At 43.9% G+C, this 16,445-nt stretch carries 9 protein-coding genes; 5 read left to right on the forward strand and 4 right to left on the reverse strand.

Annotated features, from left to right (window positions below):
• Nucleotides 1-28: 28 nt before the first annotated feature.
• On the reverse strand, nucleotides 29-8,221 hold the full coding sequence (locus tag H0913_RS02615; RefSeq protein WP_181477947.1) for an invasin domain 3-containing protein: 8,193 nt from the start codon (nucleotides 8,219-8,221) through the stop codon (nucleotides 29-31).
• Nucleotides 8,222-8,478: 257 nt separating this feature from the next.
• Between H0913_RS02615 and rnz the strand changes: the two genes are divergently transcribed.
• A complete protein-coding gene (gene rnz / locus H0913_RS02620) occupies nucleotides 8,479-9,393 on the forward strand; it encodes a ribonuclease Z (protein WP_181477948.1) in 915 nt (304 codons plus the stop codon).
• A gap of 61 nt (nucleotides 9,394-9,454) precedes the next feature.
• Here rnz and H0913_RS02625 read toward each other — a convergent pair whose 3' ends face one another.
• The gene (locus H0913_RS02625; protein WP_181477949.1) at nucleotides 9,455-10,234 is read right to left on the reverse strand and encodes a DeoR family transcriptional regulator; all 780 of its coding nucleotides are present in this window, start codon (nucleotides 10,232-10,234) and stop codon (nucleotides 9,455-9,457) included.
• Nucleotides 10,235-10,280: 46 nt separating this feature from the next.
• Entirely contained in the window at nucleotides 10,281-10,949 is a 669-nt protein-coding gene (deoC, locus tag H0913_RS02630) for a deoxyribose-phosphate aldolase (RefSeq protein WP_154602075.1), read from the reverse strand.
• Nucleotides 10,950-11,131: 182 nt separating this feature from the next.
• Here deoC and rbsK point away from each other — a divergent pair, with 182 nt between their 5' ends.
• From rbsK to H0913_RS02645, 3 genes are all read left to right on the forward strand, one after another.
• On the forward strand, nucleotides 11,132-12,052 hold the full coding sequence (gene rbsK / locus H0913_RS02635) for a ribokinase (protein WP_154601062.1): 921 nt from the start codon (nucleotides 11,132-11,134) through the stop codon (nucleotides 12,050-12,052).
• Between the two features lie 161 nt (nucleotides 12,053-12,213).
• Complete coding sequence (gene fucP, locus H0913_RS02640; protein WP_154602076.1) at nucleotides 12,214-13,521, forward strand: L-fucose:H+ symporter permease; 1,308 nt, start codon at nucleotides 12,214-12,216, stop codon at nucleotides 13,519-13,521.
• Nucleotides 13,522-13,584: 63 nt separating this feature from the next.
• Entirely contained in the window at nucleotides 13,585-14,601 is a 1,017-nt protein-coding gene (locus tag H0913_RS02645; protein WP_181477950.1) for an aldose 1-epimerase family protein, read from the forward strand.
• A 43-nt stretch (nucleotides 14,602-14,644) separates the two neighbouring features.
• On the opposite strand, the gene H0913_RS02650 is transcribed toward H0913_RS02645, so the two are convergent.
• Nucleotides 14,645-15,052, reverse strand: a complete 408-nt coding sequence (locus H0913_RS02650; protein ID WP_154602078.1) for a DUF2750 domain-containing protein — start codon at nucleotides 15,050-15,052, stop codon at nucleotides 14,645-14,647.
• A gap of 142 nt (nucleotides 15,053-15,194) precedes the next feature.
• Between H0913_RS02650 and H0913_RS02655 the strand changes: the two genes are divergently transcribed.
• Nucleotides 15,195-16,208, forward strand: coding sequence for a mechanosensitive ion channel family protein (locus tag H0913_RS02655; RefSeq protein ID WP_154602079.1), 1,014 nt, complete (start codon nucleotides 15,195-15,197; stop codon nucleotides 16,206-16,208).
• The last annotated feature ends 237 nt before the right edge of the window (nucleotides 16,209-16,445 follow it).

The raw sequence follows: 16,445 nt of genomic DNA on the forward strand, positions 1-16,445 counted from the left end.
ATAAACGCTTTAAAGAAACTTTCCTTGCTTAGTTAAGGTCTTCAACACAGACGGCATTAAGTATTTGATTTTTAATCTCTACATCAACAATGAGTCCACCGAATGGGTTGTAGATGCTATTGTGCGTAGAGGTTTGATTATCAGCCAACCAGAGGAATTCCCCAAAGCCAAATTTACCAGAAATATATTGGCTTCCCCATTCATGGATAAGGGCTTCTCCAACTAGGCGTTGGTGCATACCAACAGTTTGGAGATCCTTATATTTAATTAATCGACTTGGAGCTTGGCAAATCGATTTTGAACCGTATGCACTGATTTTACCCTGAAGGGAATACCACTTTTTCAGTGTAAAACGGTAATCAACAGTACGTTTATATCCTGTATGAGCTTTAGGAGCGCCTTTAAATATTGGGATCATTGCATTACCTTGTGCGATTGCTGTTGGTTGGCGGTGCATAGTGACAACACCTTTTTCATCAATAGATAGCCAATCAATGTCCACACTCCAGTCGTAATCCTCCTGCTGGCCAATAGGCACGGTGATTTGGAATCTAGCGCCTTCAAATCCAGTATTAGGGAATCCTTCATTAATAGGGAATTTCTTAGGATTATCAATGGTTTTTACTTCAATTTGACCATAGGTAATCACAGTGATAGGTGGTACTGATCCTGCATAATCAATGGACTGGCTATCAAGGGTAATGGTTGATTTGCCCACCTGTGGATTATTAAAGTTACTGACATACACACCATCATGGGTTTCATTCATGGCAGCTGTAACCGTTCCCGCACTCGCAGAAACCTGCGGTTTTTTCCCTTTAATTGGGTTTCCATTAGCATCTTTTAAGACTAATTTAACAACAACGTTGGCATTACTGCCTTCATCGATTTGATCAGAGTTAACCGAGAATTCACTCTTTCCTGTGGCAAAAACAGGGATACCGCTTTGTACAGAGATGCTAATTGGTGAGCTGGTTTTTGTGCCGACTTTTGCTGTAATGACATAATTACCGCTAGCAGATAAGGTGAGCGCTCCTTTGTGTTGCGCACCTTGTAATTGCCATGTCGGTTGACTCAAAGCACCATTAGCATTCTGCATAGAGATATCCGCCGAGTTTATGATGACGTTGTTTCCATAAATATCTTTAGCCGCCAATGTAAAATTCACTTGTTCATCCATCGAGATATCATTGTTATCAACAGATAACTCAACGCTATTAATGTGCTGTATCTCTGTGAAGGGTTGAACGGTAACTTTTATAGCGTTATCAATGCTATTCACGTTTGCTGTTAGTGTATGCTCGGCAACTTTTTTCAAGTTAACCAACGCGGTATATACACCCGTTTGGCTACCGTCTTCAGCCCAATTTGGAGAGACAAAGTTTTCAGGTGAATGGCTATCAGACAATGAAATATCGGTATTGCGAATGTCTTTCACGGCGTTCCCATAGGTGTCTTTCAGTATTAGTGTCAGTGTGGTTGATTCATTAGGTAAGAATTGGTTTGCACTGGCTGAAAGTTGAATGGATGCGACGTTATCTTTACCACTTGGTGAATTCACACGAAGGCTTTTCGTTCCAATAATGGTATTCACGTTGACAGTCATGGTGTAGTCCCCAACCTGGTTTAATGTGAGGTTGGTTTGATATGTTCCATCTTGGTTCTCAATCCAAGTGACAGTTTGACGTGTTGAACCTAGCATTAACTCAATATGTTGATTTTCAACTGCCATGACGTTATTCCCAAATTGATCCACGAGAGCTAGAACTAATTTGGTTTGTTCTGCCACTTCAGATGTTGCTGGAGCTTGCAGTGTAACGGAGGCCACATGGAAATACCCTTTCAGCGGGGTTACGTTAATTTGTGCCGTTTGAGTTTGTCCATTGACCTTGGCGACTAAGGTGTGTGGTTTCACATTATTGAGCTGTATATCCGTGACGTAGGTACCTAATGTTGTTGGTACTTTTACCCATGTTGCTTGGGTTGGGATTTGTGTATCAGTATTCGTTAGTTCAATATCTGAGACGGATATATTATCGACTTCGTTACCAAAGCGATCTTGCACTTTTAAGGTCAGTGCAGTTGTTTCTCCAGCAGAAACTATATTTTTTGACGACGTTAGGATGATTTGGCTGACATTAGCCGCACCTTTGAGGGCATTGACAGTCATTTCAGGTGCTTGGGCCTGCTGCTGGTTCACCACGGCTCTTAATGTATGTTTTCCTATGCGTAACAACGGCAGGGACGCTTTATAAATACCGACAGTATCCATGCGCCAAGCTATCCTGCGGTTATCAATGGTTTCAGCGGTATGGCTATCATTCAATGAAATGTTGGCGCCATTGACACCTGTAACGAGGTTACCGTATTGGTCTTTGAGTTCTAAGGTTAGTTCAATGCTCTCACCAGCTTCTAACGCGGTGGTATTCGTGGTTAATTGGGCGTGAGCGACCTTAGTGTGACCCATGGGTGCGGTGACCTCAATGGTTTCAATGCGGCTATTTTGCTGGTTGACGGTTGCGCGTAGCGGGTAAACACCAACCTGATTAATTTGCAATTGCGTGGTATAGAGGCCATCGATGGCTGATGACCAGGCTTTATCAAGTTTGGCATTTTGCTGTGCTAAGTGAATATCGTTATCTTGAATATTGATGACGCCATTATCGACCAAGTCTTTTAGCGATAATGTTAACTCGGTGGTATCTCCAGCTTCGATGACGGCATCTTTGATCGTCAGTGCGGCGGTATTGACGCTGCTAGCTCCACTCAAAGCTGAAATATCAAGATCCACGTCATTACTCAGTACATTTTTCACAATCGCTTGCGCGGCTTGTGAACCTAACCGGTTCATCAGTAATTCAATGGAATAGCTTCCATCACGGTTATCCAGCCAGTTAGAAAGCTCTTTTAAGTCCGTTAATAAGCTTAAATGGGAGCCAGCCCCTGTGAGTGGGTTGTCAAATTTATCCATTAAATTCAGTGTTAAGGTCACACTATCTCCTGATCTCACTGATTTTTTACTGCTGTGTAGCGTCATTTTTTCTAATGCGCCTCGTTGCCCCGTTCTATCAAAGGAACTCAGCGAAATTGCTATCGGATTATTAATAGTCCAATTTGAGGTTTCAACTTGGCCATTTACGGTGATTTTAACCGTATGCAGACCTTTTGACTGGGCAGGAAGTTGCCCTGCATATTGGCCAGTATCACCGAGTTCAGTTAATTGAATCGGGTGAGCCACACCATCAATTTCAATGGCAATATCGCGATTAAGCACATTATTCACGACATTTCCGTACCGATCTTTCATGGCAACGATAAGAGACGAGGCCTGCCCCGCTTCGACAGTCGTTATTGGGGAGATCTCCAATTGCGTCACCGAGGATGCTCCATGAGGCGGTGTGACGTGAAAATCAATATGGCGAGAAATAGAATTGACCGCCATGGTGAGTGCGTGATCCCCGACGGTATTTAATTGAACTTGTGCGGTATAAACACCCAAGTTACTCATTTCAACCCAAGTGGCTGGAATGGATGCGCCGGAATTATCAGTTAAGGCAATATCGGCGTTATCGACTTGAGAGACAGGATTACCATGCTGGTCTTTCAGCTCTAAGGTCAGTGTGGCAGATGAACCTGCAGTAAGACTTGCGGTGTTGGTGGTGAGCTGCGCATCACTCACTTGGTTATGGCCAACAGAGGTAATGGCATGAACCAGCACACTATGTTGTTTATGGTTAACGGTGGCTTTTAATGAGTGAACACCCCCTTTAGTGATGATGGTATCGGCGATGTAAACACCATTTTGTTGATGGTGCCATTGCAAGCCATTCAGTGAGTTTCGTGTATTATCATCATTGATATTGATGTCGCTGGCTAATACGTCTAACACCCCATTATCAAATTGGTCGAGCAAGGTGAGGGTTAATTGGATTTGTTCACCCACAACAAATTGTTTAGGGGTAGCATTGAGGCGGACTTGATGAACACGAATCGCCCCTTTTAATGCTGTGACATCAACATCAACGGTAGGGCTATCAATAAAATTAACCGTGCTAATGAGCTTATGGCGACCTAATTGATTGAATGGAAGCTCTGTGGTGTAAACGCCATTGCCTTGCTCTTGCCATTGAATATTCGACAGCGCCAATTTGTTATTTTCTAGCTTGATATCGTTTGAAGAGAGTTGCACGACGCCATTATTGTACTTATCACGTAAAATCAGTGTGAGCGTTGTGCTTTGCCCCGCAGATACTTGAGGATGCTGAGTTTGCAACTCAACGATGGTGATTGATGCTCTGTTCTGCTGTGGTGCTACTGTGATTGAAATAGCTTGGCTAGTGATAGTGTTGACGGCGGCATTCAGGGTATCACTGCCTAATTTGGTTAGCGGAAGCGACGCCGAATAAGTCCCGTCTTGGTTATCAGTCCAGGCTACAGCGCCCGCTTGGTTATGGCTCAATGTGACCGCCGAAGCCAGACCGGTTAATGGGTTTTTAAAGGTATCTTTTGCGGTGACGGTTAATGCCAGTGTGTCACCGGATTTGAGGTCGGCCAGCGAGCCCGTTGTCAGTTCGACCGTTGCCAGCACCCCTTGCTCACCCACATTGCCATGGATTTTCGTTGGCATCGGCGTTGGTGCTTGGACGGTTAAGGTCGCTTGGTTGGAATCTTTACCGTTGACGGTGACCTGAATATTTTTGCTGCCGCTATGCTGCGCGGGAAGTTCGACTGTGTAGCTGCCATTCGGATTTTGTGTCACTGGCAGGGTATGCGTTTGATTATCGATAGTAATATCAAGTTGTTGAACGCCAGTGATGGTATTGCCGTTGCCATCGGTCAGTTCCACTTTTAGTGTTGGCTTATCGCCGGCATTCGGGGTTGTATTGATTGGGGTGATCACCACGTTTTGCACGCCCGAGTGACCCGTTAGGTTCGCGACGTTAACGGAGATCGCCTTGCTGCTCACGGTATTGACGGAGGCTGTCAGGGTATCAATACCCAGTTTCGAGAACGCTAATGTTCCAGAATATGTGCCGTCTTGGTTATCGACCCATGTCACTGTGCCCGTTTGAGCGTGGGTGAGTGCGATCGCCGACACCAGACCAGTTAATGGGTTTTTAAAGGTATCTTGTGCAGTGACGGTTAATGCCAGTGTGTCACCGGATTTAAGGTCGGCCTGCGAGCTCGTTGTCAGTTCGACCGTTGCCAGCACCCCTTGCTCACCCGCATTGCCATGGATATTCGTTGGCATCGGCGTTGGTGCTTGGACGGTTAAGGTCGCTTGGTTGGAGTCTTTACCGTTGGCAGTCACCTGAATATTTTTGCTGCCGCTATGCTGCGCGGGAAGTTCGACCGTGTAGCTGCCATCCAGATTTTGTGTCACTGGCAGGGTATGCGTTTGATTATCGATAGTAATATCAAGTTGTTGAACGCCAGTGACGGTATTACCGTTTCCGTCGGCCAGTTCCACTTTTAGTGTTGGCTTATCGCCGGCATTTAATGTCGGATTGATGGCGCTTAACGCCACGTGGTCAATTTTTGAAATACCGCTATTGTGAGAGACAGTCAAAACGGTTTTAGGGCTATATATACCGTTAATATTTGCGGTGATATCAAGATCGCCAATGGTGGTTAAGGGGAGGTTGACCACATAGTCACTGTGCCCTTCATCGCGCCAAGCCAGATCTTTTCCTTTCATATTGCCAAGATGAAGATGGTTGAAATCCACATTCTCAATTGCGTTACCAAAGCTATCTTTTAACGTGACGATAATGAGTGGATTGTCGCCAGATTTAAAGTTCGTACGGTTAGGATTGATGTCTATGTCAATGCTGGCAATAACACCTAAAGCACCATCAGGACCGCTGCCATCTGTCGAACTTGATTGTATGGTACCCGCTTCGCGTGTCGTGAAGTTTCGTTCAAGGGAGACGATATTGTCCATCGCGACTTGGATAGTGTGCTCGCCGGATTGCAGTCCATAAACTTTCGCAGCATAGGTACCGTTATCGACATCAATGCCCCAAATTGGTGTTGAACTCACCTTTTGATCGATGGTGATGGTTGCGTCATTATTGGCATCAATAATCGGATTGCCTTGATTATCACGTATCTGGAAGACCACTTGGCTTTCTCTGCCTGCGTACACTTCAGGTATTTCTAGAATGGCGATTTGATGCGCTTTGCCACTTATAAATTCAACAACTTTTGTTTCACTGTGACCGTTGATAGAGAGAGTCACTTCACTGGCTCCCGCTTTTACGCTGGTTAATGTGACTTCCACAAGGCCGTTTTCGTTTGTTGTGGCTTTATCGACGATTTTTGCATTTGTGGCAGAAAAATTGACTTCGTGGTTGGGGATAGGATTTTTATTCTTATCTGTAATCAGCGCTTTTACTGAATGGGCCGAGATACCATCTGCAATTACCGCGGGACGGGAGACGGTAAAATTATGGACATAGGCCTCCGCTACATCTGGTATGAAAGTGACTTGGGTTTTCACTGGCGGATGATTGCCTGTGTAGACAGTGATTTCATAGGCGCCTGCAATTTGTGAGGTAAATTGCACCTGCGCTTCGCCTTTCGCATTGGTTGTTGTGGTGTATTCTACTGGTTTAGCCACTTTCATCGCCTGCATTTTTTTACGCAGGTCGCGTTGGATGTCTGGATGGGCTGCTGTATTGGCTTTTTGAGCAATTAGCGCGAGTGTGTTGGGTAAGACAAAGACGACTTTTGCGTTGGGTGCGGTATTACCGTGGGGATCTCTGACAATGGCGGTGAGACCGTTGATGTCATTACCATTGGCTAACCCTTTTCCATAAAATGTGATATCGCGAGGGTTAATGCTGAGGACGCCAGAATCGGTCACTTCAACCAATGTTTCAGCCACTGGAGAGGCATTTCCGTTTACGTCATAGGCTATTGCACGCAAGCGATAGCGGTTTGCTTTTTGGGCATCTTGTGTGGTTTTGGCGGTCTTATAGGACGGTAAGATCAGAACTGCAGTGTGATCGGTTGAGCTAATTGAACCTCCCGAAGCCAGAAGTTCAGGGGCGTTCCATTCAATATGTTTGAGTGGATATTGGCTGGTGAAGGATTTGACCAATGGGATAGATTGCCCGGTTTCACCTTGAATTTTGGTTGGTAATGACAGGCTCAGCAGCGTTTTCTTTTGGTAATCAAGAATAATGCTGTTATTACGCTCCACAAAGTCATAACGATTCCCCGAGAGGCGACGCGCTTCTGCTACTTTGGTTGGATCTACATGATGGGCTAGGCTCTTACCAAAAATCCACGTAAATTGAAGTTTGGCTTGAGTTTCGGATCGGTTTTTACTGCCAAATTTATGATTAGCATTCAATGTGAATAATGGGAATGGTGTCCAGTGAGCGCCGATAGTCGCAGCGCTCGGGTTTTTCTGGCGTTGATTTTTTCCAAATAAAGCAACACTATCACCATAATATTGTTCATATTTTAGGTTTCCGCCCAGTTGTGGATAAGCAGGAAGCCAGCTTTCGATTTGGACATCCCAGCCATGAGCGGGTTTCGCGTTATAATCATGGTTGAGTTCTGGAGCGCTTTTCCACGAGGTTAAGCCCAAATAGCCATTGGCATTAAATTTTAGGTAGTCTTGCCAGTATTCCACGCCTAATCCCGCGCGAGTGTGTGCGTGTGAGATGTCGTGGTCGATAAAAGCGTTAATTCCAATGGTATTTTTTTCATCGAAGTGGCGTAGACCGATCCCATTGTTTGTATGCAATCGCTCATCACTACGGTGAATACTGTGCTGGGTAAATAGCAGGGCTTTGGGATGGTCATACCAAGGGATCAGCCAGTCTAGCTGTGAATTCTTAATGGAGAAATTTTTATCTATATTAATATTGAGCCTGGCATTACCCGCTTTGGATAACCAATTTTCAATTTCTTTAGTAGCTTCACTCGCCACTTTATTGCGAACATAGTTTTGCGCTTTATCCGACAAGTTTTGCTCGTTTTTGTTTTGGGATAGGAATGAACCAAGTGTCTTACTGTATTCGGCGACCAAACGTTCAGTATTATCTTCTGTGACGTTATTTTCACTGGCCAATGATGGTAGGTCGTTGTTATCCAACATTTTTGCATAACTTGGGATAACAGGCATAATGGCTGATGACCAGATAGCCGTGAAGATAACAAAACCGTTAGCTAGCTTTTTTTTAACCGTTAAAGACGCGGAGCTCATTCAATCTATTCCTAATAGTAAAAATTAACGCGGCTATTCTGAATACTTGAAAGAGTAAGAGCTTGTGAATTAGTTTGACTTAAAATGAAGTCGGATTTGCCTGTTGGAAAAGCTGAGAATTCCATTAATAGAACGGAAATTTCAGCGACGAAAATTACAAGATAAAAATCGTGACGTAAAAATGAAGGTTAGCGATTTTGGAAAAGTTTGGAATTTCGGTTTAATCAATTAAAAACAAAAAGATAGGAATAAATGGGATGGAACTGACTTTTCTCGGAACTAGCGCAGGTGTGCCAACAAAAGAGCGCAATGTCACCAGCATGATATTAAATTTAGTCGGTATCCGTAAAAGCTACTGGCTCTTTGACTGTGGCGAAGGAACTCAGCACCGAATCTTAAACAGTCCCGTTAAAACACCCAAAATCGAGAAGATTTTTATTACCCATTTACACGGTGACCATATTTTTGGGTTACCGGGATTGCTCTGTAGCCGCTCTATGGGAGGAACGACGGATCCCTTGACGTTATATGGGCCAAAGGGGCTGAAGCAGTATGTGGAAACTGTTTTATCAGTGAGCGACTCCTACATGACTTATCCTCTTGAAATTGTAGAAATTGAAGCGGGTAAGTTATTTGATGATGGGGAGCTAATTGTCACTGCGTATCGGTTGGATCACCGCGTAGAATGTTATGGCTATCGTATTGAAGAACATCCAAAACCGGGGGCGCTAAATGTGCAAAAACTGGAGCAAGATAGGATCCCTCGTGGGCCTTGGATGCAGGCACTGAAGAAGGGCGAAGTTATTGAGTTAGAAGATGGTCGCACCGTGAATGGAGCCGACTACCTTGGTGAGCTAGTTACAGGTAAAGTGGTCGCGATTTTTGGGGATACTATCCCAACACCAGAAGCGTTGTTGTTGGCTAAAAATGCCGATGTCATGGTGCACGAAACTACGTTAGAAGTGGCGCTAGAAGCGAAAGCTAATGAGCACGGGCACTCTTCAACTCGCCAAGCGGCGCAGCTTGCCAAGCAAGCGGGGGTAAAACGATTTATCGCAACGCATCTCAGCGGGCGCTATGGCGCAGAGGATATTCCTCGTTTATTGGCGGAGTGCCAAGCCGAATTTCTTGAAACGCAGATAGCGGAAGATTATTTGACGGTTAAAATTTAGTGAGAAAACAAATCGACACGATTTCAAACGTGTCGATTTTGTTCGAATGAATAGTATCAGGTTAGTAAATCACTTTCACAAACCCATTGCGGCAGTAAGCTTCGTATTCATCACTTAGCTGTCGGTTTGTCACAATCACATCAAACTGAGACAATTCGCCCATATTGGCGGTCGCCACTTCATCAAACAGGTTATAAGGCGCTAATAAAATCTTGCGAATCGATTTTTCCATGCCTTTCTTTTTCATCGGTAAATCATCGAGATTATAGCAAGTCACCCCATAGGCGCTGTGAACCCCAGTGGCAGACATAAAGGCTTTTTTGGGATTGATGGAATCGAGTAAAGAGGGCAGCGTAGGGCTGTAAAACGAATCACTTTTGGGGCGATATTCCCCACCACACAGTAGCGCTGTGGCATTTTTTTTCTGGCTCAAGGCGAGAAAAACGTTATGGGAATAACAAATGCCAGTAAAGCTGATTTCTTCAGGGATCAATGCTATCAAGGTGGCCATTTCGATGCCATTGTCGAAAAAGATTACATCATCTTCACTGACCATACTGGCGGCTAAATTAGGGATATACAGCTCTTCAGTTTGATCGGGTGTGAAAACATCGGCATGGGGTTCGTGCGGAGCTAAAGCAGTAGGTTGAGTGACAGAAACAATATAGCCACCAAGCAGTGACATGGGGATAGGGCCTTCGGTGTCCGCATTGAGATCTCGGCGAATGGTCATTTCAGAGACTTCAAGTATTCTCGCGGCTTCTTTAAGATGAATGCGTCCTGAACGTTTAATACATTCACTTAATCGGCGAAGGCGTTCTTTTTGTTTAGTTTCTATCACCCTGCAATCCTTTTTATAATGGCGCGGACGAACCGCGCCCCGTTGTTTAGTAGTCACTTGGAGTGGTATTTTCTCCAGTCACAATAGCGACACTCGCGCTTGCACCAACGCGGTTAGCACCCGCTTCAATCATCTTAATTGCGGTTTCACGCGTACGTACGCCACCGGATGCTTTGACGCCAATTTCATTACCAACCACTTTACGCATTAATGCCACATGATGCTCAGTGGCACCCATTGTACTGAATCCTGTTGAAGTTTTCACAAATCCAACGTTAATTGTGCGGCAAATTTCACAAACCTGTGTAATTTCTTCATCAGTTAACAGGCAAGTTTCGAGGATCACCTTCAGTGTTGCTTTACCACAGGCCGCAAAAACGGCTTCGATATCTTGACGAACGAAGTCTAAATCACCGCTTTTCAGCATACCTACGTTGATGACCATATCCACTTCATCGGCACCACGGCGAACAGCTTCAGCGGCTTCAAACGCTTTAGCCTCTGTTAAACATGCGCCTAATGGGAAACCAACAACACAGCACACCATCACATCGCTATCTTTTAAACATTCGCTTGCCAATGGGACATAACCAGTGTTAACACACACTGAAGCAAAGTGATGTTGAGCCGCTTCTGCACATAACGTTTTGATATCGTTAACTGTTGCGTTGGCAGCCAATAAAGTGTGATCAATATATTTCGCTAAATCTTGCATTTAAACCTTCCTATATGAAGTTTTTCAGAATAGATGTGGAATAGGTAACAAAGAATGAGGAAATGTGGCAGATATAACACTTGATCATTCGTTATTCGAGATCCTAATCACAAATGATATTTTTGCAACATGATAATGTTAGGATTATATCATTATGTGATTTATTTAACACGAGGGACATTATGGATATAGCAGTTATCGGTTCAAACATGGTCGATTTGATCACCTACATTGATCAAATGCCTAAAGAAGGGGAAACCCTCGAAGCCCCAGCCTTCAAAATCGGTTGTGGCGGTAAAGGGGCAAACCAAGCTGTTGCCGCAGCAAAATTAAACTCCAAAGTCATTATGCTCACTAAAGTAGGCGACGATATTTTCGCGGATAACACCATTCGTAATCTTGAGTCTTATGGCATCAATACTCGCTATGTGGAAAAGGTACCGTGTACCTCCAGTGGTGTTGCGCCGATTTTTGTGAATCAAAACTCATCGAACAGCATTTTGATTGTCAAAGGGGCGAATAAGTTTTTATCCCCTGAAGATATCGACCGCGCCGCGGAAGATCTGAAAAAGTGCAAATTGATCGTATTGCAGCTGGAAGTGCAGCTGGAAACGGTTTACCACGCGATTGCCTTTGGTAATAAGCACAACATTCCTGTGTTACTTAATCCAGCGCCAGCACAACGCGCACTGGATTTAGATTACGCATGCCGCTGTGATTTCTTTGTACCGAATGAAACTGAGTTAGAAATTCTGACCAATATGCCAGTAGATACCATGGATAACGTGCGTCGTGCTGCACAATCCCTGTTAGACAAAGGCCTGAAAAACCTGATTGTGACTTTAGGTGATAAAGGTGCGTTATGGATGACTCGTGAAAGCGAACTGTTCATTCCTGCTATCAAAGTGAACGCGATTGATACCAGCGGGGCTGGCGATGCGTTTATTGGTTGCTTCTCTCATTACTATGTTCACACCGGCAATATTGAAGAGGCGATGAAAAAAGCCGTTCTATTTTCAGCCTTTAGCGTTACCGGAAAAGGCACACAATCTTCTTACCCAAGTATCGAGCAGTTCAGTGAGTTTGTGCAGTTGAATAATTAGTATTAACCATCTTTCAAGCGCCAGAAGCATTACCTGTACCCACAATATTTGCTCTGAATTTGAACGATGTTGAGCATGACCGGTTGAAATGAAGGTTGCCATTAGAGCAAAAAAGCCCGTTTAACCGGTTAAAAATATTATAAAAACTATTAAGGGTTAATATGAACATCAAAAATATAACTCAGTTACCTGATGGGTACCTGAATAAGACACCTATATTCCAATTTATCCTACTTTCCTGCTTATTCCCGCTTTGGGGATGCGCAGCAGCATTGAACGATATTTTAATCACACAGTTTAAAAGCGTTTTTGAACTCAGTAACTTTGCTTCTGCATTAGTGCAAAGTGCGTTCTACGGTGGTTACTTCTTGATTGCCATTCCTGCTTCTTTGGTTATCAAAAAAACCAGTTATAAATACGCGATTATGATCGGGCTTATTTTGTATATCGCGGGTTGTTCTATGTTCTTCCCTGCGTCTCATATGGCGACTTACACCATGTTCTTGGCGGCGATTTTTGCTATCGCGATTGGTTTAAGCTTCCTTGAAACCGCAGCCAATACCTACAGTTCGATGATTGGTCCAAAACAGTACGCGACTCTGCGCCTAAACATCAGCCAAACCTTCTACCCAATCGGTGCCGCTGGCGGGATCTTATTAGGTAAATATTTGGTCTTCTCCGAAGGGGAAAGCCTGCAAAACCAAATGGCGACTATGGATGCGACTCAAATCCATGAATTCCGTTTAGCGATGCTGGAAAACACTCTTGAACCCTACCGTTATATGATCATGGTATTGGTTGTTGTGATGATCCTGTTTTTACTGACTAAATTCCCGAAATGTAAAGTGGCAGAAACGGTGGATCATAAACGTCCTTCTGCACTGGATACCTTAAAATACTTAGCTAAAAACAGCCGCTTTAGAAAAGGGATCATCGCTCAGTTCCTCTATGTGGGAATGCAGGTTGCCGTTTGGTCGTTCACCATCCGTTTAGCACTGGAAATGGGGGATATCAACGAGCGTGATGCCTCTAACTTCATGGTGTACAGCTTTGCTTGTTTCTTTATCGGTAAATTTATTGCCAACATCTTAATGACCCGTTTTAACGCCGATAAAGTCCTGATTATCTATTCCATTATCGGTGTGCTGTTCTTAGTGTATGTGGCTTTTATGCCAAGCTTCACCGCAGTGTATGCGGCAGTATTAGTCAGTATTCTGTTTGGACCATGCTGGGCAACTATCTATGCGGGCACTTTGGAAACCGTCGACAACGAGCATACTGAAATGGCGGGTGCGGTGATTGTCATGGCGATTGTTGGTGCGGCTGTTGTACCTGCAATCCAAGGCTATGTCGCGGATATCACTCACTCCCTGCAACTCTCTTTCTTAGTTTCCATGCTGTGCTTTGTGTACGTAGGCATTTACTTCGTTGGCGAACGTCGCTTTAAAGCGAAACAAGAAGCCAAATAATAGACTGCAATTCAGGGTAGGCGCTACGCCTACCCCTCTTTACCTCAAACCGTGAGTATGACAATGAACACAATTATCCCGTTACATAAACGCTTATTTACGGAAAAACCGACCTTAGTTTTGAAAAATAGCCAGTTTTCCGTTTCCGCATTTGTCTATCAATCAGGCGTGCAAGGGCTGCGTGTTGAAAACTCGCAGGGGCACTTAACCATTTTGCCATTTTTGGGGCAGATGATTTGGGATGCTGAGTTTTGCGGGCAAAATCTGAAAATGGAAAATATGTTTTCAGAACCTAAGCCTGTTCCAACCGTGATTGAAACCTATGGTTGCTTCGCCTTCCATTCTGGAATAATCAGTAATGGTTGCCCATCGCCAGAAGATAATCACCCATTACACGGGGAAATGCCCTGTGCACCAATGGATAGCGCATGGCTTGAATTGACGGAAAACAGCCTTAAAGTGTGTGGCGAATATGAGTATGTGATGGGCTTTGGCCACCATTATCGTGCCGCGCCATCCGTACAATTAAATGCGGATAGTGCACTGTTTGATATCCATATGTCCGTCACTAACTTGGCATCCGTACCAATGCCGCTTCAATATATGTGCCACATGAACTACGCCTATGTGGACGACGCCACGTTAACGCAGAATATCCCAGAGCAGGCGATTAAGCTGCGTGAATCCATTCCTGGGCATGTGCATCCAACCCAAAAATGGCTCGATTTTAATCAAGCGCTCAAGTCAGGCGAGGTGACGCTGAATCAGCTAAATCAACCGCAAATGTGTGACCCTGAAATTGTCTTCTTTATGGACAATCTGAGCCAATATACTGCAAATCCTGAATTTAAGATGACTTCACCAGCAGGTAATACCTTTGTGACTCGTTTTAAAGCCAATGAGCTGAATTATGCGACTCGCTGGATTTTATATAATGGCGATCAAAAAGTGGGGGCATTTGTGTTACCAGCAACCTGCCGCCCAGAAGGGTTTATTGCTGCTAAAAATAACCAAACACTGATTTGGTTGGCGGCGGGAGAAAATCGCCAATTTACCGTGACGACAGGCGTCGAACAGTAAATTTTGTTTTTGAGTTTTTATGAGGCTGCCAATGTGCAGCCTTTTATTCATATTGCTGGCACTCTTCTTGTAGGTCATCGAGCACGCTCTGAGCATCAAATATTGGGGTACCCTTGCCATTGGGTAGCATCATAATGGCCGTTTTAATATTGGCGCTCGCCATGTCAGGTAATATTTCCGTCATTAAATGTTCCAATGTCATAGGAAGAGGGGAACATCCGGCCCATTCATCGGTTAAGCATAATTCGGCATACTCTTTTGCGACCCATAACGGTAAAAACAAACATGGGCTATCATCTTGAGCCGTGACTAAACCCTCATGATTACCCAATGTCCATACTTGCTCCCAATCCGCAACCTTGCCGATAAAATAGTCATATCGTTGATGAGGATTCAGTAGTAGAACATTTTGGATTTCTTGTTTTTTAGGTGAGAAATAGACACTGTTCATTATTAGACTACCTGAAAAGTAATTGATAATTATTGAGAAAATTAAATGAATAATTGATATCTTAGCAGTTATTCACTCACTATTTAGAGTGTTATATTTTACACAGCAAATTAGTTTTCAATGTCAGTTTAGGGCAATAGACATGATAGAAGCATTACTTGAAAAATATGCCATTGGCATGACCATCATTGCCGTCTGTTTAGCGTTGTATTTGCTTTTTGAAGTTTTACACAAGCGGCATAAACATAAGCGAAAAAGCATTTTGGTGCATGTGATCCAAACCATGGTGCTGTGCGTGATGGTGTTAGTGGCGGCTCAATCGGTGGATATGGCAGCCAGTGACTTTGATTTAACCTTTATTTCAACACCACTGATTAATTTAGTCGCCATATCGGTGATCGCATTGATCATCACGCGAAAATTCTTCCAATTGGTTAACCGCCTAGAGAAGAAACAGATTAAAAAAGGCAGCGATCCAACTTCTGCGAGGATTATTGCGCGCGTATTTAAGACTGCGGTCATCGTCATTATTATGCTGTTATTTGGCGAACATTTTGGCATGAGTTTGTCAGGATTAATGGCCTTTGGCGGCATTGGCGGTATCGCCATCGGTATGGCGGGTAAAGATATTCTGAGTAACTTTTTCTCAGGGATCATGCTCTATTTCGACCGCCCGTTTAATATTGGAGATTGGGTCAGTTCGCCAGATAGAAATATTGAAGGGACAGTCGTCGAGATTGGCTGGCGGATCACCAAGATTGTCACGTTTGACCATCGCCCGCTCTATATTCCTAACTCACTGTTTTCTTCCATTAGCGTTGAAAATCCAGGGCGCATGACCAACCGACGAATTAAAACGGAAATCGGTTTACGCTATGAAGATTCCGACAAAGTTAGCGCGATTGTGGAAGATATTCGCACCATGCTGAAGCAAGATGAAAATATCGATACAGGGCAAACCTTGCTGGTCTATTTCGATGCGTTTGCGGATTCCTCCCTGAATATTATGGTGTACTGCTTTACGAAAACCACCGTATGGGCTGAATGGCTGGATGCACAGCAAGCGGTCTATTTGAAAATTATTGAGATAGTTAAGCGTCACAATGCGGACTTTGCATATCCATCTCAAACCCTGTATGTGGAAAGAAACAAGTAACCTCGTCGTCCTCGAAAATTAACCGACTGATCCACTGTCATTATTGTCTGTTTCGGTCGGTTAATCTGCAAATAATCTATTTTTTATGGTTTATGACTAAAAAGCCGGTGAGGTTATCCGGAAATTTTTATACTATTAACCAGTGAGTTATAAAAAATATTCACCCTAGGCAAAACTGAATAATTTTGCATTAATTCTGACTATTTCAATCTCAGTATCTATCAAGTATATTGAGCC

The sequence above is a fragment of the Providencia rettgeri genome (genome assembly GCF_013702265.1).
GTDB classification, from domain to species: Bacteria; Pseudomonadota; Gammaproteobacteria; order Enterobacterales; family Enterobacteriaceae; genus Providencia; species Providencia zhijiangensis.